This window comes from Streptomyces sp. NPDC021093 (assembly GCF_044333135.1).
In the GTDB taxonomy this organism is placed as follows: domain Bacteria; phylum Actinomycetota; class Actinomycetes; order Streptomycetales; family Streptomycetaceae; genus Streptomyces.
Genome location: NZ_JBIRQJ010000010.1, coordinates 312,861 through 335,652, shown reverse-complemented (window position 1 = coordinate 335,652; position 22,792 = coordinate 312,861). Strand labels below are relative to the sequence as shown.

Below are 22,792 nucleotides of genomic sequence, written 5' to 3'. Positions count from 1 at the left end.
TGTCCGTACGTGACTCCGTACGTGACGAAACTCCGTGCCCTGACCCGGAGGTCTGCGCACGGAGTTCCGCAAAATCTCAACGTATCGTCACGCCAGGAGAGTTCAAACGCCCTCCCTCAGGTGGTCACTCACTCCCCCCACTCCACACACGGGACCGCAGCGGCATCCCGGACGCCCCGGAGTCGGTCGGGCGGACGGCCAGGATCTGGTTGACGCCGATCTTGTTGTGCTCGAAGGAGAGCGCGGAGGCCGCCATGTAGAGCCGCCAGACGCGGGCCCGGCCCGGGGTGACCATCCGCAGGGCGGCGTCCCGGTGCTTCTCCAGGTTGGCGACCCAGTGACGCAGGGTCAGGGCGTAGTGCTCGCGGATCGACTCCAGGTCGCGGACCTCGAAGCCGGCCTCCTCCAGGAGTCCCGCGGTGCGGCCGACCGGAGCCAGCTCGCCGTCCGGGAAGACGTAGGAGTCGATGAACTCGTCGACGTGGTACGCGCCTTCGTCGGCGATCGGCCGCCGGGCGATCTGGTGGTTGAGCAGCCTACCGCCCGGCTTGAGGAGGGCGTACAGGTCGGCCGCGTACTCGGCGTACTGGACGGCGCCGACGTGCTCGGCCATGCCGATCGAGGAGATCGCGTCGTACGGACCGTCCCGCACGTCGCGGTAGTCCTGCACCCGGATCTCGATGCGGTCGGCGAGGCCCTCCTCGGCGATCCGCTTGCGGGCGAAGGCGGCCTGCTCGGTGGAGAGCGTCACGCCGGTGACGTGGACGCCGTACGTACGGGCCGCGTGGATCGCCATGGAGCCCCAGCCGCAGCCCACGTCGAGGAGCCGCTGTCCCGGCTGCAGGTCGAGCTTGCGGGCGATCAGGTCGAGCTTGTCGCGCTGGGCGTCTTCGAGGGTGGAGTCGGGGTCGAGGAAGTAGGCACAGGAATAGACCATGGACGGGCCGAGGACCAGGGAGTAGAAGTCGTTGCCCACGTCGTAGTGGTGGCTGATCGCCTCCTTGTCCCGGCGCTTGGTGTGCAGCCGGCCGGTGCGGCGGCGCAGTTCCTCGGGCGGTGCGGGCGGCGGCGGGAACGGGCCGCCGAGCTTCAGCAGGCCGCGGGCAGCGGCCCGCAGCTTGGGGTCGCGGACCGGGTGCACGGCGTCCTTGATGTCGCCGTCGCGCTCCCAGATCAGCCCGGCGAGCAGGTCCAGGGCCTCGTACAGGTCCCCGTCCACGTCGATCTCACCGGCCACCCAGGCGCGGGCCAGACCCAGCTCCCCGGGCTTCCAGAGCAGCCTGCGCAGCGCCCGGCGGCTGCGTATCGCGAGGACCGGGGCGCCGGGCGGGCCCGCCTCGCTGCCGTCCCAGGCCCGGATGCGGACCGGGAGCGGGGCGGAGAGGAGTTCTTCGGCAAGACTGGTCAGCCGCAGCGCGGCATCAGTCATGGTGCACACCTCCATGTCGTTGAGACGTACAGCTTCGAGTGCGTACAGCTTCGAGTGCGTCCAAGAGTCGACGTACTACTGGGATTAACACCCGCCGATGGCTGCCGCATCCCGAATTCGCATCACAAGACGGCAAAATGGATGGCGTTTACATCTACATATGTACGGATACGCCGAAGGGGCCGTCCGCACCACGGATGGCGGACGGCCCCTTCGGGATCAGAACTCTTGACTGCTGCGGGAGACCCGTCAGGAGGCCTTGGCCTCGGTCTTCTTCGGCTCGGCCGCGGCCGGAACCTTCACCGCGTCGACCGGGGCCGGCGCGGGCTTGGCGGCCTCGTAGAACTCCTCGCGGGGAGTCTCCATGGCGCCGAGCGAGACGACCTCGCGCTTGAGGAACATCCCCAGCGTCCAGTCGGCCAGCACGCGGATCTTGCGGTTGAACGTCGGCATCGCCATGCCGTGGTAGCCGCGGTGGGCGTACCAGGCGAGACGGCCCTTGAGCTTGATCTTCATCTTGCCCATGACGATCATCGCGACGCCCTTGTGCAGGCCGAGACCCGCGACGGCGCCCTTGTTCGCGTGGCTGTACTCCTTCTGCGGGAAGCCCCGCATGCCGGAGACCACGTTGTCGCCGAGGACCTTGGCCTGGCGCAGCGCGTGCTGTGCGTTCGGCGGGCACCAGGCGTTCGGGTTGCCGGCCTTGCGGCCGACCAGGTCCGGAACCTGGGCGTTGTCGCCACCGGCCCAGATGTAGTCGCTGCCCTGCACCTGGAGGGTGGCCTGGGTGTCGACGTGGCCGCGCGGGCCGAGCGGCAGGCCGTAGCGGGCCAGTGCCGGGTTGGGCTTGACGCCCGCGGTCCACACGATGGTGTTGGAGTCGACCTCAAGGCCGTTCTTCAGCACGACGTGACCGTCGACGCAGGAGTCCATCGACGTCGAGAGGTGAATCTCGATGCCGCGGCTCTCCAGGTGCTCCTTGCCCCAGCGGCCCAGGTCGGGGCCCACCTCGGGAAGGATCTTGTCGGCGGCGTCGACGAGGACGAACCGCATGTCGTCGCGCGAGACGTTGCTGTACTGCTTGGCCGCGTCGCGGGCCATGTCCTCGACCTCGCCGATGGTCTCCGCACCTGCGAAGCCACCGCCGACGAAGACGAAGGTCAGCGCACGGCGGCGGACCTCTTCGTCGGTCGTGGAGTCGGCCTTGTCGAGCTGCTCGACGACGTGGTTGCGCAGGCCGATGGCCTCCTCGACGCCCTTCATGCCGATGCCCTGCTCGGCGAGGCCGGGGATCGGGAAGGTGCGGGAGACCGCGCCGAGCGCGACGACCAGGTAGTCGAAGGGCAGCTCGTAGGCCTCGCCGACGAGCGGCGAGATCGTGGCGACCTTGCGGTCCTGATCGATGGTGGTGACCCGACCGGTGAGCACCTCGGCCTTGGGAAGGACGCGTCGCAGTGGTACGACGACGTGCCTCGGCGAGATGTTGCCGGCGGCGGCTTCGGGCAGGAAGGGCTGGTAGGTCATGTACGAGCGCGGGTCGACGACCGTGACGGTCGCTTCCGCATAACGCATCTTCTTGAGAATGCGTCGTGCCGCGTACAGGCCTACGTACCCACCGCCTACTACGAGGATCCTGGGACGCTCCGTGGTGCTCATGCAATCGAGTATCCACCCCTCACCGGGGGGTACCTCGTGAGCCCCTTCACAAGGTCTGCGGGACCCTCTGCTACACTCCGCGGCCCACGTGACTGAGGTCATGGCCCGAAGGGGGAACCACCGGGCGTCGAGGGTCGTTGAAAACCCCTTCCCAACTGGCCTGATGGCCCCTTCCGTGGACTGGACCACTTACGCGTTTCATACATCCGTTACACGCCCGGAACCGTCCGTTATGCACGCACTCGGGGGCGCCGCACCGCCCGATCGGCTCCGGGACGTGAAAAAGGGGCCCAACGGGCCCCTTTTCCTTGTGAAGAACTTCACGAAGTTCGTTCGGCGCGCTCTCGCGTCAGGCGACGGACCACCCGATGCCGTCCAGAATGTCGTGTTCCGAGACGACGACCTCGGCGGCTCCCGCGCGCTCCATGAGGGCGAGCAGGATGAGCGATCCGGCGACGATGACGTCCACCCGGCCCGGGTGCATGACGGGGATCGCCGCCTTCTCGTCGTGGGTGGCACCGATCAGCATCTCGGTGACCTCCCGGACGCGCTCGTACGGGATCCGGGCGTGGTGGATCGCCGAGGGGTCGTACGTGTCGAGCCCCAGCGCGATCGCCGCGACGGTGGTGACGGACCCGGCGAGGCCGACCAGGGTGCGGGAGCCTTCGGCACCCTCGGGGCCCTGTGCGAAGGGCACCGTCCGCGCGGCCAGGTCGAGGGCCGCCTCGATGTCCTCGCGGATCGCGGCGACCTGCTCGGGCGTTGCCGGGCTGGACGGCTGGTGCCGCTCGGTCAGCCGTACGCAGCCAATGTCGACGGAGCGGGCGGCCTGGACCGTGTCGCGGCCGGTGACGAGCTCGGTGGAGCCGCCGCCGATGTCGGCGACGAGGTAGTCCTCGCCCGCCCGTCGCCCACCACCACCCTTCCAAGGAAGGCGCTCCGCGCCCTTTTCATCTCCCGCCAGCTCCTTCGTGGCGCCCGTGAAGGAGAACTCGGCCTCCTGGTCGCCGGAGATCACCTCGGGCTCGACGCCCAGGATGTCCAGGACGCCGCTGACGAACTCGTCGCGGTTCTCGGCGTCCCTGGAGGCGGAGGTGGCCACGAAGCGGACCTTCTCCGCGCCGTGATCCTTGATGATCTGCGCGTACTCGCGGCAGGCCGCGAAGGTGCGCTCCAGCGCCTCGGGGGCGAGGCGGCCGGTGCGGTCCACGCCCTGGCCGAGCCGGACGATGGTCATCCGGCGGTCCAGATCGACCAGCTCGCCGGTGGCGGGGTCCGCGTCGGCGACGAGCAGGCGGATGGAGTTCGTACCGCAGTCGATGGCGGCGATACGGGTCACTTGGCGGCCTCCTCGGCCTGGTCCGCGGCCTTGTCGGCGGCCTTGTCCGTGCACGGCGTCACACACGGGCCCTTGGCCCACCACTCGGGCAGCAGCGCCAGCGCCTCGTCGCCGAAGGGGTTCACGCCGGGTCCTGCGACCAGGGAGTGGCCCACCAGCACGTGCAGGCACTTCACCCGGTCGGGCATCCCGCCGGCGCTGGGGAAGCCCACCAGCTCCTCGATCTCGTCGCGCCGCTTGAGGTAGTCCTCGTGCGCGGCCAGGTAGGTGTCCGCCAGCTCCTGGTCGGTGGACAGCCGCGCCTGCATCTCCTTCATCAGGCCGGAGCCCTCCAGAGTGCCGATGGCGCCCGTGGCCCGCGGGCAGGTCATGTAGTAGAGCGTGGGGAACGGCGTGCCGTCCTCCAGCCGCGGAGCCGTCTCGACCACGTCCGGGTTGCCGCAGGGGCAGCGGTGCGCGATCGCGCGCAGCCCGCGCGGCGGACGGCCGAGCTGGAGCTTGAACGCCTCGATGTCCTTGTCGGTGGGCTCGGTGCGCGGCGTGGTCGGGGGCGGGGTGTCCATGCGTGCCTTCTGTCGGTCTGTTTTCGTACGGAGAGTGGTTCTACGGTTCCCGGCGGTCGGCCTCGTCGACGCCGCCCCAGACGTTCGAGTACCAGGGCTGGTCGGCCGCGCCGCCCTCGCCCGGCCGCTCGGAGGCGCCGGACGCGTCCGGGTCGTACATGGTGAAGCCCGTCTCGCCGGGCAACACGTAGTGCAGGTGCTCGCGGGACAGCCGCACGATGTACGCGTCGTCCTGCAGCCGGGCCTTGGCGTCGCGGAGCTCCTCGACGCGCCGGTCCGCCTCGTCCCTGGCCTGCTCCTGGTCGGCGATCTCGGTGCGCTGCGAGAAGTAGCTCCGTATCGGGTACGCGAGAGCCACCACCAGCGTGCAGACCACCAGGACGAGCAGCGCCGCCCGGCCCGTGAGCCGGGAGCGGCGGGCCTGGCGGCGGGTCTGGGAGCGGTAGACGCGGGCGGCGGTCTGCTCGCCGAGCAGTCGCAGCCTGGTCGTGGTGGAGAACCGGTCGCGGTTGCCCTTCGCGGCCATCCGTTGTCCCTCCCCGTTACGCACCGACGTCCCCGCACACGGTACGGGACCGGGTACGGGGACGTACGGAGGCTTAAACCTTCAGCGAGGAATCAGCCCTTGAAACGGGGGAACGCGGAGCGGCCCGCGTACACCGCGGCGTCGTCGAGGATCTCCTCGATGCGCAGCAGCTGGTTGTACTTGGCGACGCGGTCCGAGCGGGCCGGGGCGCCGGTCTTGATCTGGCCGCAGTTCACCGCGACGGCGAGGTCGGCGATGGTGACGTCCTCGGTCTCGCCGGAACGGTGCGACATCATGCACTTGAAGCCGTTGCGCTGGGCCAGCTCGACGGCGTCCAGCGTCTCGGTGAGCGAGCCGATCTGGTTAACCTTGACGAGCAGGGCGTTCGCGGAGCCCTCCTCGATGCCGCGGGCCAGACGCTCCGGGTTGGTGACGAAGAGGTCGTCGCCGACGATCTGGACCTTGGAGCCCAGACGGTCGGTGAGGGTCTTCCAGCCGGCCCAGTCGTCCTCGTACAGCGGGTCCTCGATGGAGACCATCGGGTACGCGGAGACGAGCTCCTCGTAGTACTCGGTCATCTCGGCGGCCGAGCGGGACTTGCCCTCGAACTCGTACTTGCCGTCCTTGTAGAACTCGGAGGCGGCGACGTCGAGCGCGAGCGCGATCTGCTCGCCGGGGATGTAACCGGCCTGCGTGATGGCCTCGACGATGAGGTCGAGGGCGGCGCGGTTGGACTCCAGGTTCGGGGCGAAGCCGCCCTCGTCGCCGAGGCCGGTGGACAGGCCCTTGGTCTTCAGCACCTTCTTGAGGGTGTGGTAGACCTCGGCGCCCCAGCGAAGGGCCTCGGAGAAGGACTCCGCGCCGATCGGGGCGATCATGAACTCCTGGATGTCGACGTTGGAGTCGGCGTGCGACCCACCGTTGAGGATGTTCATCATCGGGACGGGCAGCAGGTGCGCGTTCGGACCGCCGAGGTAGCGGAACAGCGGCAGGTCGCTGGCCTCGGAGGCGGCGTGCGCGACGGCGAGGGAGACGCCCAGGATGGCGTTGGCGCCGAGGGAGCCCTTGTTCTCGGTGGCGTCGAGGTCGAACATCGCCTGGTCGATCAGGCGCTGCTCGGTCGCGTCGTAGCCGACGAGCTCCGGGCCGATCTGCTCGATGACGGCGAGAACGGCCTTCTCGACACCCTTGCCGAGGTAGCGGTTCGGGTCACCGTCGCGAAGCTCGATGGCTTCGAAGGCACCGGTGGAGGCGCCGGACGGAACAGCAGCACGGCCGGTGCTGCCGTCGTCGAGGCCGACCTCGACCTCGACCGTGGGGTTGCCTCGGGAGTCCAGGATTTCCCGGGCTACGACGACGTCGATGGACGGCACGAGCATCTCCTTATGGGATGTGACGCTGAGGGGTGCGCCCGCTGACGGGGCGCGGCGCAGGGTCGCTTTCGGCCTTGCGACATGAGCCTAACCGGATCGCAGGCATCAGCCAGCCGATGGACCGCCCGCTGGGACGAAAAGATGCCCGAATGCCTGTAATACAGGACGAAGGACCTGAAGGCCGTCGCCGTGTGTTACGGACCTGTTCACCCAGCGTGCGTACGGGCTCTGCCCATACGAGGGGACGTGGACGCAGAAGGGCCCCGGCCCGGGCGCGTACAGGGGGAAGTCGCGCCCGGCCGGGGTCCAGGTGTGCGGAGCGGACGGGGGTGGGCCGTCCGCTCCACTGCGCGGGGACCGGGCGGGGGTGGGCCGCCGGGGTCTCCGCGGGGGTCAGCTCAGGTGGAGCTGCTGACCCGGGTAGATGAGGTCGGCGTCGACGACGACTCCCTCATTCAGGTCGAGGATGTGCTGCCAGCCGCCCTTGACGTGCTTCGCCTCGGCGATCTTCGCGAGGGTGTCGCCGGACTTGACCTCGTACTCGCCGTCACCCTTCTGGATCGGGGCGGACGGCTTGGCTGCCGTCTTGGGGGCCTCGGACTTCGGGGCCGCGGACTTCGGGGCCTGGCGGGCCTCGGAGCGGGAGGCGGTCGGGGCCTCGGAGCGGTGCTGCTTCTTCGGGGCGGACTTCTGCGTGCCCGAGCCGGTGCTGACGCCCGGGTCGACACCGTCGTTGCTGAGGTTGCCGGCGCCCGCGCAGGCCCAGGCGCCGGGGCCCTGGATCTTGAGGAGCTGCTCGGCGACGGCTATCTGCTGGCCCTTGGTGGCCTGGTCGGCGCGCGGCGCGTACTTGGTGCCGCCGGCGGCCGCCCACGAGGAGTTCGTGAACTGCAGGCCGCCGTAGTAGCCGTTGCCCGTGTTGATGGACCAGTTGCCGCCGGACTCGCACTGGGCGACGGCGTCCCAGGTGTCGACGGAGGCGGCGGAGGCCGAGGAGGCCCCCATCAGCGGAGCGGCGACCGCGACACCGGTGACACCCGCGAGGGTGGCGACACGGGTGGCCTTGGACGGACGGCGGTGCTTGCCCTTGCCAGTGAACAGCGACATGGATATCCCCTCACCGACGCCTTCGAGGTGAGCTGTCGGGTTCGGGCTGTGAGTTCGCCCGGCCTCCGGTCGGGACCGCGGATCTCTCCCGCGTTCCGTCTCGGCGGCTTCACCCCAAGCCGTTCCTCGTCCGTCTCTCAACGTCCGGGCCCGGCACTTACCTTGGGTCCCCCGCTCCTGCCTACGGCGCTTTCGCGACGACTGCTGCCGAGGCCCGCCGGCAGGATTCGGCGTGCGGGCTCCGGTGCCCACCGGTGGCGAGCGAGGACGACCGTAATCACAGGAGTCCCCGATGTTCAAAGAGGCCCATCGGGGACATTCAGCCCCTACTTGCCCTCCCTGCACGGTTGTTTACGCAGGTCAGAGGGGGCACGGCGGGACCTTCCAGCAGGGACACGCCAGTTGGGGCAGAGAGACTCATGTCTCACTTGCGCAGAACCGGACATAAGGTCCCGAACTACCTGTGTTCTGGGCCTACTTTTCGCTCAATTCGAGGCTCTGGCCAGGCTTGATGAGGTCCGGATCGTCGCCCAGGGCCTTGCGGTTCGCCTCGTAGAGCGCGGGCCAGCCGCCGGGCACGTGCGCCTCGTCGGCGATGTGCCAGAGGTTGTCGCCGGGGCGCACGGTGTAGTCGCCGGGACCGGGTGCGCCGTCCGCACCCTTGTCGCCGTCACGGGAGGCGTGGCGGCCCTCATCGCGTCCGTCGGTCCCGTCCGGGGTGGACGAATTGTCCGGTACGGGAAGGGAGTTCTCCGGCGCGGGCTCGCCGCGGTGCTTGCCCTGGCCTCCGTCCGCGGGGTCGGTGGCGCCCGGGGTGGCGGGCGTACCGGGAGTGGCGGGCGTGCCGGGCGTGACCGACGCGTCCGGGGACTCGATGCCCGGGGTCTGCGTGCCCGGGGTCTGCGTGCCGGGGGCCTGCGTACCGGGCGTCGTGCCGCCGGGGAAGGGCAGTTCGGTGCCCGGGGTGGTCGGGCCGGTGCTGGGCTCGATGCTGGAGCCGGGGGTCGGCTCGGCGGGATGGCCGCTGCCCGGGATGGCGGGGGTGGTCGGAGTGACGGGGGTGGCCGGGGTGGTCGGCGCCTTCGCACCCGGATCCGTACCCGCGTCCTTACCCGCACCCGTGCCCGCGTCCGCACCCGTGCCCGGGGTGTCCTGGTGGGCGCTCTCGCCGGGGGTGTCCGGCTTCACGGAGCCCGCCGGGGGCTTGGGCGGTGCACCGGTGTCCGTGCCGGGATCGGCGGCGTCGACCCCGCCGGACGCGGAACCGGAACCGGAATCAGCACCGCCGCCCGGGGCGAGCCCGGAGACGCCGGCGCAGCTCGGCCAGCCCTGCGGGCCCTCGGCGGCGAACACCTTCTCGGCGACCTTGATCTGCTGCGAGCGGCTGGCGAGGTCGGGCCGCGGGGCGTACGCACCGCCGCCGTACTGGTCCCACTTCTCCTGCGAGAACTGGAGCCCGCCGTAGTAGCCGTTGCCGAGGTCGGCACTCCACATGCCGCCGCTCTCGCACTCGGCGACGCGGTCCCAGGTGTTCGACTCGACCGCGCTGGCGCTGGTCGCGCCCAGGAGCGGAATCGCGAGTGCGGATCCGGTCACCCCGGCCGCGACGATGAGAGCGGGTGCCTGACGCGGGCGGCGGTGTTTACCGTTCCCGGAGCGCATGCGGTTGCCTTTCAGCTGACGGTGACCCGGCTTCTGGCCGTAACTGCTGGGTCGTCCGTGAACGTAGCCGCAGTCGAACACCCGTCACAAGTCGATGCAGTGGAGATCACGCGAAGGTCACATTGCTGACGCGCCGTCAGCTTCGGGTGCCCTTACGGGTTCCCCGAACTCGACCGGGAGGGTGCGCAGTCCGCGCATGATGAGGCCGCCACGCCACCGCAAATCGGCAGGATCTTCCGCGAGTTGCAGGTCAGGGAGACGGGTCAGCAGGGTCGCGAGGGCCGTCTGCGCTTCGAGCCTGGCGAGCGGGGCGCCGAGGCAGTAGTGGATGCCGTGGCCGTAGCCGAGGTGCTGGTTGTCCCGACGGCTGAGATCCAAGGTGTCCGGATCCTGGAACCTTTCGGGGTCCCGGTCGGCGGCGGCAAGCACGACGAGCACGGGGTCGCCCGCGGAGATCTCCTCGCCGCCGATGCTCAGGTCCTCGGTCGCGTACCGCCAGGTGGCGAGCTCCACCGGGCCGTCGTAGCGCAGGAGTTCCTCGACGCCGGTGGCGAGGAGTCCGGTGTCGCCCTCGGCGAGGGCGGCTTGGAGGCGCTCGCGCTGCTCCGGGTTGCGGAGCAGCGCGTACGTCCCGTTGCCGATCAGGTTGATGGTCGTCTCAAAACCGGCAAACAGGATGATGAAGGCCATGGCGGCGGCCTCGTTCTCCGTCAGGTGCTCTCCGTGGTCGCTGGCCCGGATGAGGTTGGAGATGAGGTCGTCGCCGAGGTCCTCGCGCTTGCGGTGGATCAGCTCGACGAGGTACGCCCGGATCTTCTTCACCGAGCGCGCCACTCCCCCGCGCGGCCCGCCCCCGTGCCGGATCATCATCCCCGCCCAGTCGCGGAAGTCGTCCTGGTCCTCGCGGGGTACGCCCAGCAGGTCGCAGATCGCGTAGATGGGGAGCGGGAAGGCGAACTCGTGGATGAGGTCGGCGGACCCGTTGGGCTCGAACGCGTCGATGAGCCGGTCGGTCAGCTCCTGCACGCGGGGGGCGAACTCGGCGACCGTGCGCGGGGTGAATGCCTTGGAGACGAGCCGTCGCAGCCGGGTGTGGTCCGGCGGGTCGATGTTCAGCAGATGCGTCATCAGGTCGGCACTGCGCTCGCCGGGGATGCCGGTCTTGCCCTTGGCGTGCGCGGAGCCGGTGTGGTTCGCCGGATTCTTGCTGAGCCGCTGGTCGGCGAGGGCCTGCCGGGCATCCACGTACCGCGTCACCAGCCAGGCCTCGACGCCGCTGGGCAGCTTGGTGCGGTGCACGGGCGCGTGCTCGCGCAGCCAGGCGTAGGCGGGGTACGGGTCGGTGGCGAACTCCCAGGTGAAGAGGGTGGGGGCGGGAGATTCGGCGGCGGGGGGATTGGTCACGCTTTGACGTTAACCCGGGGCGGACCCGGGGGTGTTTTCGCGGGGTCTCGACGGAGGCTCGGAGAGAGAACCGCCGGGCAGGTACCAGGCCTGGGGCGAGTAGTCGACCGGGGGCGAGTAGTCGATACGGAACGGGGCCGGCTCGGCGGGCGGGCCGTCCGTCCCTGCGCCGACGGTCGCCTCCGGCGGGTCCAGCAGACTCCGGAGCGCCGTCGCCTCGGGGGCACCCGCGACACCCAGCCAGTGTCTGGCCCGGTCGAGGAGGAAACGGCCGAGGACGGCGGCGGAGGGGTGGTGTCCGCCCCTGGCGGCGGCCTCCAGGTATTTGACCGCTTCGGCCTCGCTGCCGTCCAACTCGCTGAGCAGTTGCCCCAGTTCGGCTGCCGCGGCCACGCTTCCGGCGTCGGCGGCACGGCGGTACCAGGTGAGGGCCTCGGTGAATTTGGGAGCCAACCGGCCGAGCCGGACCATGGCGGCCAGGTCTCCGGATTCCGCCCGCGGGCGCAGTACGTCGCAGTAGGACCGCTCCAGGTCGTCGCTGTCGATGTCCTCCTCGTCCTGCGTCTCGCGCAGGATTCTTTCCCGCACCTCGTCGGTGACCGGCCACTCCCCCGCCACCAGCGCCCCGTGCGCCCGCCAGAACCCCGGCCCCCTGGCCGGGGCGAGCAGGCTGAAACCCGGGATGCCGAAGTGCTCCGCGGTCGCCCAGGCGAAGGCTTCCTCGTACGACTCCTTCGCCACGCCGTCGGCCTCTGCGGCGTACCCCTCGCACAGCCGCCTCAACAGGCTCTCCGGCACCGGTGTTCTCACCCCGCATCCCGCCAGCTCGACGGCGGCCCGCACCAGCAGGTGTCCGCGCGGGTGGGCGGTGCGGGTGCCGGGGCGGTGCCACTCGTCGCGCAGCAGGTGGCCGAAGGCGAAGTGGGCGGCGACGTGGGCACGGTCGCCGTGCTCGTAGATCTCGGCCACGCAGCCGTCCTGGACGAACGGCAGGAGGCGGGCGAACTCCCGGTCGCTCCACTCGCGTTCGAGTTCCACGGTGTGTGCGGCCGCCAGGACGCGTTCGGTGCGGCGGGCGTAATGGGCGTCGGGGTCCATGGTGGCGAGGACCACGACACCGAGGGCGGTGAGGCGTCCCAGCAGGCTGTGCGTGAGGCCTCCGGCGCCGAGGTGGTCCGTGATGTCGTCGAGCCACAGGACGTACTTGCCGCGCTCGTTCTTCAGGTCCGCCGGAAGCGTGCGGAGGTCGGTGCCGGGCTCGGGGGCGTACAGCCGGTGCCCGTCCATCTGTGTCACCGCGTTCCAGGCGGTGTGCGAGGTGCCGGCGAGGGGCTTGGCGAGGATGAGGACCAGGCCGGTGTGGGCCAGCCACTCGGCGAGTTCGCGGTCACGGTCCCGTTCCGCGTAGGGCGGTGCGTCGCGGAGGTGGACGCGCCGGGTGGGCCGCACACCGAACTCGATCGGGCCCACCTCCCGTACGGGCCGCCAGTCGTGGGCGGTGGGCGGGGCGTGGTGGACGGTCTGGACGCCGATGACCTGGCCGTTGATGGTGTTGCCCGTGAGGTCGACGTTGTCGCCTGCTACGTGGCGGTTCTGGTGGAAGGAGCCGACGTGGCCGACCTGGATCACAGGGCCGTCGACGGTGGCGTCGGAGAGGGTGTTGGTGATGCGGTCGATGGTGGTGCGGCCGTTGTCGGGTTTATGGGTGAGGTCCCCCTCGGGCCACCCCGGAATGCCGGAGTCGAGTGCGACCTTGGCCAGGACTTCCCATACTTCGGCGATCCCCCCGCTGTCGTCCGCTTCGAGGCACGCCAGCCAGCGGCGCCACATCCTCAGCGTGATGCTCCGGCCGTCGCTTGCGACGAAGTGGTCCGAGGCACGATCGCCATACCTGGGCGTGACCACGGCATCCAGTGCACGGCGGACGTGTTCCCACCGGTCGGTGAGTCCGGCTCGTGCCAGCAAGCCCGCAAGTTCGTCCAACTCCGTTGCCACGCACGCCCCCACACCTCTAGAACGGCCCTACCGCAACACTACTGAGCCCCCGCCTTCTCCGCCGCGACGATCGCGTCCCGGTACGCACGCGATGCCGCTCGCAGTGCGGTCTCCGGATCCACGCCCGCCGCTTCGGCGCGGGCCGCGAGGGCCAGGAGTTCGTAGCCGATTCCGCCGTCGCCCGCCGGCGGTGCCACGTCGAGGCCGCCGGACCGCACCCGCGACGCCAGTTTCGCCGCGAGGGCCAGGGCGGGCTGGGTGAGGGGGATGCCCTCCGTCACCGAGTCGCGCTGCTTCTCGATGGCCTTGGTGCGCAGCCAGTGGGCCTTCACGTCGGCCGGGGTCTCGGCGGTCTCGTCGCCGAAGACGTGCGGGTGGCGGTGGATGAGCTTGTCGATGAGCGTGGCCGCGACGTCGTCGATGGAGAAGGGGCCGTCGCCCGCTTCACCGTCCTCCTCCTCGCCGGTGGCCTCCTGCGCGATGCGGGCGTGGAAGACGACCTGGAGGAGTACGTCGCCCAGCTCCTCGCGGAGTTCGGTGCGGTCGCCCGCCTCGATGGCCTCGACGAGTTCGTACGCCTCCTCGATGCCGTACTTGGCGAGGCCCTCGTGGGTCTGCCGGGACGACCACGGGCACTCGCGGCGGATCCGGTCCATGACGTCGACCAGGTCGAGGAGGCGGGCGCCGGGGAGGTCGTACGAACCGGGGAGGAGTTCGAGGTCGGGCATCTGGACGCGGTTCGAGCCCGCCAGGCGGGCGAGGCCGTCGGTGAGGCGGGCGTCGCCCTCGCCGGATGCTCCGGTGGGGAGGACCACGACGGTGCGTCCGCCCGCGCAGAAGGCGACCAGCTCGTCGGCGGTCGGCACGTCGTGCTCGACGGTGACGCCCGCCTCGTACAGGTACGGCAGCTGCGGGTGCTGCGCGTCCGCGCACAGCACCCGGTCGGCGCCGCGCAGCGTCTGCCAGGCCGGCCACGACAGCAGGCCGGGGGCGACCCGGTGGCTGGCGGTGAGCAGGACGATGCGGCCGGGGGCGGGGGCCGCGGCGGGCGACGCCTCGGAGGATTCGGGTGCGCCGGGTGCTCCGGGTGCTTCTGTGGTCACTCCTCGACGGTACCCGGGAGGTACGACAGCGCCGGTGCGCGGCCCGGCAGGGCGACCTGTCGGGGCGGCCCCGCCGGGCTGCGGGCCCCGTCGGGACTACTGCGTCTCCGGGACGCCCGCCTGCTCCGCCGCCTGGGCCTCCGCGTTCTTCGTCTTCTGGGTGATCCAGGGGGTGCGGCGGTCGGTGAGGCCGATCTTCTCGTTGTCCCAGGTGCCGTAGCGCGGGTTGACCGAGATGTGCAGGTCCTTGGACGCCTTGGCGAGGACCTGGGTGACCTTCGCCTGGCCGTCCGGGGTGGTGAGGTTGGCCCGGTTCGCGGCGGCGATCTTGTTGAGGAGGAGCTCCTCGCGTACGGCCTGCTCGATCTGGTCGGGGGCGACACCGCGCCTGACCAGCATCTCCGCGAGCTTCTCCTCGCCCTGGTACTGCTGGACGGCCGCGGCCCGCGCCTGCTGGATCTCCTTGCGGCTGACCTCGATGCCCGCGTCGGACGCGGCGCGCTCCACGACCTTGCCGAAGAGCATGCTGTGCAGCTTGGCGCGGTTCATCTGGCCGGTGCTGCTGATCAGCTGGGCGCCCTGGGGGGCCTTCGCCTGGGCCGCCCGCACGTCCTTGACCTGGTTCTGGACGGAGGACGTCTCGATGCGTTCGCCACCCACGAGGGCTGCCGCGCCGGGGTGGGACTGGCTGCCGCAGGCGGTGAGTACGGGGACCGCGGCGAGCAGGCCGGCGGAGAGGAGCAGCGTGGTGCGGGTGCGGGCGCTGGTGTGCGTACGGCGGTGCAAAGGGTGCCTCCCGGGGCGGTGATCGTGCGGCATTGCAACGAACAACAAGCCTTGCGGTTGTTGATGTTAGGCAGCCGGAGTGGTCCGGGCCACTGGTTCGACCAACGAGTCGTTCATGAGTTGGGATGCGGCGGCCGTGGGGCGGGGTGCGGGGCCGGGGCCCGTGTTCGTCTCGCCGATCAGGAAGTGCGGGCGTCGCTTGGCCTCGTAGTAGATGCGGCCGACGTATTCGCCGACGACGCCGAGCAGCACCATCTGCACGCCGGAAAGGGCCGTCACGGCCACGAGCAGGGTCACATAACCGGGGGTTTCCACGCCGTTGACGAGCGCGTCACCGACAATCCATGCGGTGTACGCGGCGGCAATGGCGAGCAGGAACAGGCCGAAGTAGAGGGCGGCCCGCAGTGGTTTGTTGTTGAAGGAAATGACGCCGTCGAGGCCGTAGTTGAGGAGTTTGCCGAAGGTCCATTTTGAGTCGCCCTGTTCGCGCACCGCGTTCTCGTACTCGAATGTCGCCGTCGGAAATCCGATCCAGGCGAAGATCCCTTTCGAGAAGCGGTTGTATTCGGTCAGGCTGAGCACGGCGTCCACGGCGCGCCGGGACAGCAGCCGGAAGTCGCCGACGCCGTCGACGAGTTCGACGTCGACGAGGCGGTTGACCAGGCGGTAGTAGGCACGGGCGGTGAGGGTGCGGGTGACGCGGTCGCCGGCCCGGGTTCGGCGCGCCACGACCTGGTCGTGGCCCCGGTGGTGCAGGTCGACCATGCGGGCGACGAGCTCGGGCGGGTGCTGGAGGTCCGCGTCCATGATCACCACGGCGTCGCCGGTGGCGTGCCGCAGACCGGCCAGCATGGCGGCCTCCTTGCCGAAGTTGCGGCTGAAGGACACGTACCGGACGCGGGGGTCGGCGGTGGCGAGCGACCTGAGGTGGTCGAGCGTCGCGTCCCGGCTGCCGTCGTCGACGTACACGAATTCGAATTCTGTGGCCGGATCGGACAGGGCGAGCGGTGCGATTTCCCGTGACACATGGGCGTGGAATCGCCGGACGATCTCCGCCTCATTGAAACAGGGCACGACGAGGGAGATGAGCATGTGCCATGGCAGCGCGGGCAGATGACATTTCCTCAGGCGTTGTGTGACGGACGGAGGGCGGTTCGGTTAACGGAATTGCGCGGTGCTGGTGAAGTGCCTGGCAGGGTGTTTACGGTCGGCCTCATGCTGAATCGTCCGCGCCGGCCGCTGCGCCCGTCCCTCGCCTCGCGCCCCGTCGCCGCACGCGTCGCCGCACACCCCGTCGCCGCGTCCTCGCTGCTCGCCGCCGTCGCCGCCGCGCTCGCGCACTGTCTGGGGTCCGCGCTCGCGGGCAGCCAGCCCTTCGGGCGGATGAACCGGAATGTGAACGACCTGGGCACGCAGTTCGTCCCCTTCCACGCCCATCTGTGGGACGTCCTGCACGGCCGTGCGGACGGCGGCTGGCTGATCAACTGGCAGTCGGGGTACGGCTCCAGCTTCCTGCCCGACGTGGGCACCTATCTGTCGAGCCCGTTCGCGCTGCTGGTCGCGCTCTTCCCGAGGGAGCAGATCGACCTCGCGGTGTACGTGTCGTCGGTGGCGCGGATCGGGGTGGCGGCCGCGGTGATGGCGTGGCTGCTGCTGGCGCTGCGTCCGGGCGGACGGTGGTGGCTCGCCGGGACGCTCGGGGCGGCGTACGCGCTGTGCGGGTGGGCGGTGATCGAGGCGTCGTACAACCCGATGTGGCTGGACGGTCTCATCGGGTTCCCGCTGCTGTGCCTGGTGGGCGAATGGGTGCGTACGGGGCGCAGGTTCCGGGTGTGGTTCGGGGCCGGGGTGCCGCTGGTCGCGCTGGTCTGGACGGCGAACTTCTACACCGCGTACATGGCGACCGTCGGGGCCGGGCTCGTACTGGGGGTGCGGCTGCTGACGGAGGGAGCGGGTGCGCCGCCTGCCGAGGGCGAACGGGGCGGAATGCGTCTCGTGCGTACCGCCGTACGGGCGTGCGGGGTGGTGGCGCTCGGGATAGGTCTGTCGGCGCCGGTGCTGTTCACGGTGTTCGCGGGGACGCGGCACGCCTATCCGGGGATGGGGCTGAGCTTCCGGCAGGCGGGGTGGGGAGATGTGCTGGCGCGGTTGCTCCCCGCCACGTACAGCTTCAACTCGCCTGCCATGTATGTCGGTTCGGCCGTTCTCGTACTGGCGTGTGCGCTGCCGTTCCACCGGGGGATCGCGGTGCGGGTGCGGGTGGGGTGGAGCGTGCTGGTGGTGGCGGTGCTGGTGTCGATGCAGTGGGGGCCGACGCATCTGGCGTGGCACGCGTTCGCCGAGCCGAACGGGAGCTCGTACCGGCAGACGTTCGTACTGAGCGGGGTGCTGGTAATCGCGGGGTGGCTGGCCGCCAGCCATCTGCGGGTGCCGCGGCGGGCGTTGACGGGCGGGCTGCTGTGCGTGGCGCTGCTGGCGCTCGCCGGTCTCGGCAGTGCCTTCACGGGGCGGTGGGCGTGGCTCGGGGCGGGGGCGGGGCTGGTGACCGTGGCCTGCGCGCTGGTGCTGCTGGGGCGTACGCGACGCGGGTACACCGCGGTGGCCGCGGTGCTGCTGGTCGGCTGCACGGTCGGCCAGTCCGCCCTGACGACGGCGTGGGCGGCGAAACGGCGGGTGGCCGCGCAGGACGACCACGCCCCGTACGGCGCACGGCAGGACGCGCAGCGCGCGGTGATCGCCGGGGTGGCCGACTGGCCCCGCCACCGCACCGAACCGGGTCGCGCGCAGACCGTGCACAACGACGCGATGGTCGTGGGAGGCCAGGGCGCCTCGTACTACAGCAGCATGACCTCGGACGTGCTGACCCGGACCCTGGGGGCGCTCGGCGACGGCTGGAACGGCAGCGGGCGCGCGCCGCACAGCCTCGACAACCCGGTGACGGACGCGCTGTTCGCGGTCGGCACCCGGCTGCGGTCGACGTACCGGCAGGGCGCGGACACGGAGTTCACGGTGGTACGGAGGGAGGCGGCGCCGCTCGTGACGGTGCGGGGATCCTTGCCGGAGGGGACGGAGTACGGGCGCTCGGCCTTCTCCAACCAGGAGTTGCTGCTGGGGGCGAAGGTGTACGAGCGGCTGCCGGGAGCGGTGGCGACGGCGGGGACAACGAAGACGGCGGGGACGGCGGGGACGTGCACGCCGGGGGCGCCGGTCTTCCTGTGGGCGCCGGGATTCAACGGGGTGGCGCGGATGAACGCCGCGGGGACCGAGGACGTGCGGTTCGAGGCCAAGCGGGGCCGGGTGCGGGCGGCGATGCAGCAGATGGGCGTCGCCCCGGCGGACGGGCGGGTGCGGCTCACCCTGCGCGGAACGGGGTCGCGGGGCGCGGAGGCCGCATGCCTGCGCGAGGACCGGCTGACGGCGGCGGTACGGACGCTGCGCGCGGGCGGGGCGCGTGAGGTGGAAGTGGGGGACGGGTCGATTCGGGTGGGGTTGGGGGGTGGGGTGTCCGGAGCGACCGGAGCGTCCGGAGCAACCGTCGCGTCTGGGACGTCGCGGACCGCGGTGTTCGCCGTACCCCGGATCGCGGGGTGGCAGTGCGCGGTGGACGGAGGCGAACTCACCCCCGCCGGAAACTACTTGGGGCTGTTGGCGGTCCCGCTGGGCGAGGGCGGGCGGGCCTCGGAGATCCGGTGCGCGTTCCGGCCGCCGGGCCTGCGGGCGGGGGTCGGGGTGGGACTGGGGTCGGTGGGGGTCGCGGTGGCGGCGGGGGCGCTGCACCTGCTGCGACGGCGGCGTCAGCAGATGCAGCAGATGCAGCAGCCGGGAGGTGGGAGCGAGCCGGAGCGGGCGACGGCCGTGGCAGAGCCGGAGGCAGCCGTGGCGGAGCCGGGGCGGGTGGGCTTCGTGCGGGTGCGTCGTGGCTGATCGCGCAGTTCCCCGCGCCCCTAAATACCTGCCCCTCGGGCGGCTGAAGCCGCCGCCCCCTAGCCCTCTTGGGCAGCGGGGCCGCCCCCCGGGGGCGGGACGGGTGGGCAAGGGGGCGGCCCCACGCGGAGCGCACCCTCCCCCGACCGCACGCCGTCGCTTCCGCCCCGCGCACCCCCCACCAGGATCCGCCGCGACAGCAGGAACGTCGCCGGGATCGCCGCTGCCGCCGCCACCAGCGGCGCGATCCGGTCGTTCACGTCGCACCACTCCACCAGCACGAAGACGCCCACCGAAGTGACCGTGAAGTTCGTCAGGTTGGTCAGCGGGAAGAGGAGGAACTTCCGCCACGTCGGGCGGGTCCGGTACGTGAAGCGGGTGTTCAGGAAGAAGGACCCGACCATGCTCAGCACGAACGCCGCCACATAGGCCGGGTAGTACGGCAGCCACCGGTGCAGCACCAGGTACGCCCCGTAGAAGGTGGCGGTGTTCACCACCCCCACCAGGGCGAACCTCAACACCTGTGCGAGCGCCGGGCGTTGGCGCATCAACTCGTCATCAGCCCTTCCGCAGGAAGCCGGACGTGGCCACCTGCCCCAGGAAGGTCAGCCGCGGTCCTTCCGCATCCGTACCGGCGTCCGCCAGGTGCTCGTCCCAGGCCTCCTGCACCCCCGGCCACGCCGCGTCCCCGAAGTCGTCGAGCACCACGATTCCGCCCTCGGCGACGATCTCCTCCGCCCACCTGAGGTCCGCGAGCACGCCCTCCCTGGAGTGGTCGCCGTCGATGACGATCACTCCGTACTTCCGGTCGGACACCGCCGACCGCACCTCGGGGTCCTGCGAGAAGCCCTGCTGGATGCGGGTGCCCGACGCCCCGCCGGGGGCCGTTCCCGCCAGCGCCAGGTTCGCCCGTACGACGTCCTCGCGCACCGGCGTCCCCGTCGGGTCCGCGCTGTCGCGGACCGCGTCGGGCTGGAGCTGCGCGCCGACCAGCGGGTCGACGATGGTCAGCCGGGGCTCGATCCCCTCGCGGTGCAGCATCCGGGTGAGCGCGGTCGCGAACAGGCCGTGCAGCGTGCCGATTTCGAGTACGTCGGGGTGCGCGGGCGGTGCGAGCAGGGGCAGCGTGGCGAGCTTCCCGCACACGTTGGAGGTGCCGCCCGCCAGCCGCCCGACGCCGAGCGCCTCCAGCGCCACGACCGTACGGAACGCGGAGGTCACCGCCCGCCGCGCGTGCGCACTCCCGCTGACCGCCGCCACCTGGGCGACCAGGGTCGAGATCTGCCCGGCGGACGGCATCCGGTGGGCGCCCCTTCCGGTCCGGTCGAGCAGCATCTCCACGGCGTGGCTCTGCCTCTTGAGGACGTCCAGTTCGGCGCGCAGGGCGGCGATCTCGCCGCTGGTGCGGCTGGTGTGGGTGCGTACGCGCTGATCGACAAGGGCCGCGAAGGGGCGCAGGGCGCGGCGGGCGAGGGGGTGGGTCAGCAGTGGCATGGCCGGGACGCTAGACGACCCGGCCACCGGGGGCATGGCATCCGTGCGACGGCGAGGCGAACCGGGGGTGACGGGGCGCACCCGGGGCCGTGATCGATCGGGGTCCGCACCGCCCCCGCGTTCACCTCGCGCCGCCTCCCGCGTTCACCTAGCACCGCTCCCCCCGCGTTCACCTCGTGCCGCCGCCGCCCAGCCTGTGCTGCCGCTCCAGCGCCTTGCGCACGTCCACGACCAGCGGGTGGTACGCCCCGTACGCCCGCTCCGCGTCGTACAGCAGCCCCCGCAGCTGGTGCACCGCCTCCCCGTGGCCGCCCGTCGCGAGGAGCAACTGGGCGATCCTGTGCCGGAGTTCGAAGGCGCGGGCCGGGTCGCCGCCGGAGACATAGCTGTTCTCGTAGTACGGGAGGAGGGCCCGGTGCTCGGCGAGTGCGGCGGCCGGTTCGCCGAGCTGTTCCAGGCACTGTGCGGCGTCGTAGCGGAACTGGAGGGCCTGCGGGTCCGCGGGGCCCGTCTCGGCGGCCCGCTCGTCGGCGAGGCGGCGCAGCTCGGGCAGCGCCCGCCGGTACTGGCCGTCGTCGAGGAGTGTCGCCGCGTACTGCTTGCGCAGGATCCGGACGACCGACGAGCGTTCGCCGTGCTCGGCCGCGGCGGCCGGGAGGATGCTGCCGAGGATGTCGACGGCCTGGGTGATGCGGCCCTCGCCGAGGAGCTGTTTGACCTCGTCGACGGCCCCGGCGATGTCCGGCCGGGAGGGCGCGGGCACGGGCGGCTGTACCGGTACGGGCGGGGGCACGGTCGCCGCCCGGTCCGGCCACGGCGCGTGCGGGCGCAGGAAGGGACGGGTCGGGTCGAGCGGCCCGAGTGGTCCGAGCTGCCCGTGCGACCCGTGCGATCCGTGCGATCCGTGCGATCCGTGCGATCCGTGCGATCCGTGCGATCCGTGCGGTCCGATCCGGCGGGCGGGCCCGGCGGACGGTGTTCCGCGCGTCGGGAGGAGGGGCGCGAGCAGCTCGTACACCTCCTGCGCGGATCCGGGGCGGTGCTGCGGGTCCTTGGCGAGGAGGTGGAGGACGAGCGCTTCGAGCGCCTCGGGGACCTCGGGGCGCTGCCGGCGCACCGGCACCGGCGGCTCGTAGAGGTGGCGGTGCAGTGTCCCCAGGGCGGTGCCGCCCGCGAACGGGACGTCCCCGGTGAGGAGTTCATGGAGCAGGACGCCGAGCGCGTACAGGTCGGTGTACGGGCCGACGGCGCCGCCCATCGCTTGTTCGGGCGCCATGTACGCGGGCGTACCGATGGGGGTGCCGGTGTGGGTGAGGCGGGTGGTGTCCGTGTCGAGCACGGAGGCGACGCCGAGGTCGAGGACGGTGACGGTGCCGTCCGGCTTGACCATGACGTTGCGCGGCTTGAGGTCGCGGTGCACGATCGGCACCGCGTGCACGGCGGAGAGCACCGCGCACAGCTGGGCGGCGACCGAGACTGCCCACTGCCAGGGGTACGGGTCGTGCTCGGTGCGATGGTCGGCGCAGTGGCCGGCGAGGTCGGTGCCCTCGACGTACTGCATGACCAGGTAGAGGTCGTCGTCGTCGCTGCCCGCGTCGTGCACGGTGACCAGGCCGGGGTGGTCGACCTGGGCGGTGACCCGGCACTCGCGCACGAAGCGGCGGCGCATGTCCTCGGCCTCGGTGGCGGCCGCCATCCGGTCGGGGCGCAGCAGCTTGACGGCGACGCGGCGGTCGAGGCGCTGGTCGTACGCCGTCCAGACCTGGCCCATGCCGCCCTGGCCTATGAGGGCGGCCAGCTCGTAACGGCCCGCGATGACGCGTCCGTTCACCGGGGGGTGCCCCCTTGCCCGTCCTGCGGTCCCTGCCGCTGCCCGTCCTGGTCCCTCGGCTCCTTGCGGAGCAGTTCGCTCAACTCGTCGAGTTCGGCGCGGACTTGGTCGATGCGGGGCTGGGGCTGGTGCGGTTGGGGCTGGTGCGGCTGGGGCTGGTGGGGGTGGTGCTGGGGCGGGTAGCCGTACGCGGGTCCGGGCACGGGGCCCGGCTGTCCGCCGTACATGCGCGGCTGATTGGTCACCGGCATGGAGTGGAACGGTCCCCACACCGGCTCAGGCCGCCGCCGGAAGTGCCGTATGTCCGCTATCAGGAAGTGCGTCGCCGACCCGACCGACAGGGCGAACACGACCGCCAGGCACATGTAGTCGACGGCGTTGAGGTCGGCCGGGGCGTCCGGGTCCTCCGACACCGGCGCCCCGAACTCGCCGAGGATGATCAGCGTGGCGACCCCGAGGAGCAGTACGGCACCGAACAGCAGCCAGTCCGACGCCCGCTTGCGCAGGATCGCGATCCGCAGCGTCGCCGCCCAGGACAGCAGCCCGCAGGTGCACAGGGCGAGCGCCGTGAACACCACCCGGAGCGTGATCAGCACAGCG

The 22,792-nt window shown here is 71.3% G+C and carries 18 protein-coding genes and 1 riboswitch; of the genes, 1 reads left to right on the top strand and 17 read right to left on the bottom strand.

Translation table 11 applies throughout. The features are described from left to right. Positions 1 to 124: 124 nt before the first annotated feature. The 13 genes from ACH4SP_RS30900 to ACH4SP_RS30840 form a co-directional block, all read right to left on the bottom strand. Positions 125 to 1,429 (bottom strand): class I SAM-dependent methyltransferase, encoded by a 1,305-nt coding sequence (locus tag ACH4SP_RS30900; protein ID WP_398419637.1) that lies wholly within the window; start codon positions 1,427 to 1,429, stop codon positions 125 to 127. A 249-nt stretch (positions 1,430 to 1,678) separates the two neighbouring features. Beyond that, positions 1,679 to 3,085, bottom strand: a complete 1,407-nt coding sequence (locus ACH4SP_RS30895) for an NAD(P)/FAD-dependent oxidoreductase (protein WP_398419636.1) — start codon at positions 3,083 to 3,085, stop codon at positions 1,679 to 1,681. A 349-nt stretch (positions 3,086 to 3,434) separates the two neighbouring features. Further along, positions 3,435 to 4,424, bottom strand: a complete 990-nt coding sequence (locus tag ACH4SP_RS30890; RefSeq protein WP_398419635.1) for an exopolyphosphatase — start codon at positions 4,422 to 4,424, stop codon at positions 3,435 to 3,437. Beyond that, positions 4,421 to 4,987, bottom strand: a complete 567-nt coding sequence (locus tag ACH4SP_RS30885; protein ID WP_398419633.1) for a DUF501 domain-containing protein — start codon at positions 4,985 to 4,987, stop codon at positions 4,421 to 4,423. Before ACH4SP_RS30885 ends, ACH4SP_RS30890 begins: the two co-directional genes overlap by 4 nt. A gap of 40 nt (positions 4,988 to 5,027) precedes the next feature. Then, complete coding sequence (locus tag ACH4SP_RS30880; protein WP_398419631.1) at positions 5,028 to 5,513, bottom strand: septum formation initiator family protein; 486 nt, start codon at positions 5,511 to 5,513, stop codon at positions 5,028 to 5,030. Between the two features lie 92 nt (positions 5,514 to 5,605). Then, on the bottom strand, positions 5,606 to 6,892 hold the full coding sequence (gene eno / locus ACH4SP_RS30875) for a phosphopyruvate hydratase (protein ID WP_398419630.1): 1,287 nt from the start codon (positions 6,890 to 6,892) through the stop codon (positions 5,606 to 5,608). A 387-nt stretch (positions 6,893 to 7,279) separates the two neighbouring features. Beyond that, entirely contained in the window at positions 7,280 to 7,993 is a 714-nt protein-coding gene (locus ACH4SP_RS30870) for a transglycosylase family protein (protein ID WP_398419629.1), read from the bottom strand. A gap of 2 nt (positions 7,994 to 7,995) precedes the next feature. Beyond that, a riboswitch (cyclic di-AMP (ydaO/yuaA leader) is annotated at positions 7,996 to 8,192 on the bottom strand. Between the two features lie 275 nt (positions 8,193 to 8,467). Further along, complete coding sequence (locus ACH4SP_RS30865; RefSeq protein ID WP_398419627.1) at positions 8,468 to 9,655, bottom strand: transglycosylase family protein; 1,188 nt, start codon at positions 9,653 to 9,655, stop codon at positions 8,468 to 8,470. A gap of 117 nt (positions 9,656 to 9,772) precedes the next feature. Continuing rightward, a complete protein-coding gene (locus tag ACH4SP_RS30860; protein WP_398419625.1) occupies positions 9,773 to 11,059 on the bottom strand; it encodes a cytochrome P450 in 1,287 nt (428 codons plus the stop codon). 9 nt (positions 11,060 to 11,068) lie between these two features. Beyond that, positions 11,069 to 12,964, bottom strand: a complete 1,896-nt coding sequence (locus ACH4SP_RS30855) for a hypothetical protein (protein ID WP_398419624.1) — start codon at positions 12,962 to 12,964, stop codon at positions 11,069 to 11,071. Between the two features lie 128 nt (positions 12,965 to 13,092). After that, on the bottom strand, positions 13,093 to 14,157 hold the full coding sequence (locus tag ACH4SP_RS30850) for a nucleoside triphosphate pyrophosphohydrolase (protein WP_398419622.1): 1,065 nt from the start codon (positions 14,155 to 14,157) through the stop codon (positions 13,093 to 13,095). A 96-nt stretch (positions 14,158 to 14,253) separates the two neighbouring features. After that, a complete protein-coding gene (locus ACH4SP_RS30845) occupies positions 14,254 to 14,943 on the bottom strand; it encodes a SurA N-terminal domain-containing protein (RefSeq protein ID WP_398419620.1) in 690 nt (229 codons plus the stop codon). A 66-nt stretch (positions 14,944 to 15,009) separates the two neighbouring features. Continuing rightward, entirely contained in the window at positions 15,010 to 16,035 is a 1,026-nt protein-coding gene (locus tag ACH4SP_RS30840; protein ID WP_398419619.1) for a glycosyltransferase family 2 protein, read from the bottom strand. Between the two features lie 123 nt (positions 16,036 to 16,158). Between ACH4SP_RS30840 and ACH4SP_RS30835 the strand changes: the two genes are divergently transcribed. Further along, complete coding sequence (locus ACH4SP_RS30835) at positions 16,159 to 18,867, top strand: YfhO family protein (RefSeq protein ID WP_398419617.1); 2,709 nt, start codon at positions 16,159 to 16,161, stop codon at positions 18,865 to 18,867. 59 nt (positions 18,868 to 18,926) lie between these two features. Here ACH4SP_RS30835 and ACH4SP_RS30830 read toward each other — a convergent pair whose 3' ends face one another. The 4 genes from ACH4SP_RS30830 to ACH4SP_RS30815 form a co-directional block, all read right to left on the bottom strand. Beyond that, positions 18,927 to 19,415 (bottom strand): GtrA family protein, encoded by a 489-nt coding sequence (locus ACH4SP_RS30830; RefSeq protein WP_398419615.1) that lies wholly within the window; start codon positions 19,413 to 19,415, stop codon positions 18,927 to 18,929. 10 nt (positions 19,416 to 19,425) lie between these two features. Next, positions 19,426 to 20,361 (bottom strand): class I SAM-dependent methyltransferase, encoded by a 936-nt coding sequence (locus ACH4SP_RS30825; RefSeq protein ID WP_398419614.1) that lies wholly within the window; start codon positions 20,359 to 20,361, stop codon positions 19,426 to 19,428. 169 nt (positions 20,362 to 20,530) lie between these two features. Next, on the bottom strand, positions 20,531 to 22,132 hold the full coding sequence (locus ACH4SP_RS30820) for a protein kinase (RefSeq protein WP_398419781.1): 1,602 nt from the start codon (positions 22,130 to 22,132) through the stop codon (positions 20,531 to 20,533). A 56-nt stretch (positions 22,133 to 22,188) separates the two neighbouring features. Further along, positions 22,189 to 22,788 carry a hypothetical protein gene (locus ACH4SP_RS30815; protein ID WP_398419612.1) on the bottom strand — a complete coding sequence of 200 codons (600 nt, stop codon included), beginning with the start codon at positions 22,786 to 22,788 and terminating at the stop codon, positions 22,189 to 22,191. Positions 22,789 to 22,792 lie beyond the last annotated feature (4 nt).

Bases quoted from the DNA above. Each gene is read 5' to 3' on its own strand.
- ACH4SP_RS30900 (WP_398419637.1), bottom strand. From the start codon at position 1,429: ATGACTGATGCCGCGCTGCGGCTGACCAGTCTTGCCGAAGAACTCCTC.
- ACH4SP_RS30895 (WP_398419636.1), bottom strand. From the start codon at position 3,085: ATGAGCACCACGGAGCGTCCCAGGATCCTCGTAGTAGGCGGTGGGTAC.
- ACH4SP_RS30885 (WP_398419633.1), bottom strand. From the start codon at position 4,987: ATGGACACCCCGCCCCCGACCACGCCGCGCACCGAGCCCACCGACAAG.
- ACH4SP_RS30880 (WP_398419631.1), bottom strand. From the start codon at position 5,513: ATGGCCGCGAAGGGCAACCGCGACCGGTTCTCCACCACGACCAGGCTG.
- eno (WP_398419630.1), bottom strand. From the start codon at position 6,892: ATGCTCGTGCCGTCCATCGACGTCGTCGTAGCCCGGGAAATCCTGGAC.
- ACH4SP_RS30870 (WP_398419629.1), bottom strand. From the start codon at position 7,993: ATGTCGCTGTTCACTGGCAAGGGCAAGCACCGCCGTCCGTCCAAGGCC.
- ACH4SP_RS30865 (WP_398419627.1), bottom strand. From the start codon at position 9,655: ATGCGCTCCGGGAACGGTAAACACCGCCGCCCGCGTCAGGCACCCGCT.
- ACH4SP_RS30840 (WP_398419619.1), bottom strand. From the start codon at position 16,035: ATGCTCATCTCCCTCGTCGTGCCCTGTTTCAATGAGGCGGAGATCGTC.
- ACH4SP_RS30835 (WP_398419617.1), top strand. From the start codon at position 16,159: ATGCTGAATCGTCCGCGCCGGCCGCTGCGCCCGTCCCTCGCCTCGCGC.
- ACH4SP_RS30830 (WP_398419615.1), bottom strand. From the start codon at position 19,415: ATGCGCCAACGCCCGGCGCTCGCACAGGTGTTGAGGTTCGCCCTGGTG.
- ACH4SP_RS30825 (WP_398419614.1), bottom strand. From the start codon at position 20,361: ATGCCACTGCTGACCCACCCCCTCGCCCGCCGCGCCCTGCGCCCCTTC.
- ACH4SP_RS30820 (WP_398419781.1), bottom strand. From the start codon at position 22,132: ATGGGCCAGGTCTGGACGGCGTACGACCAGCGCCTCGACCGCCGCGTC.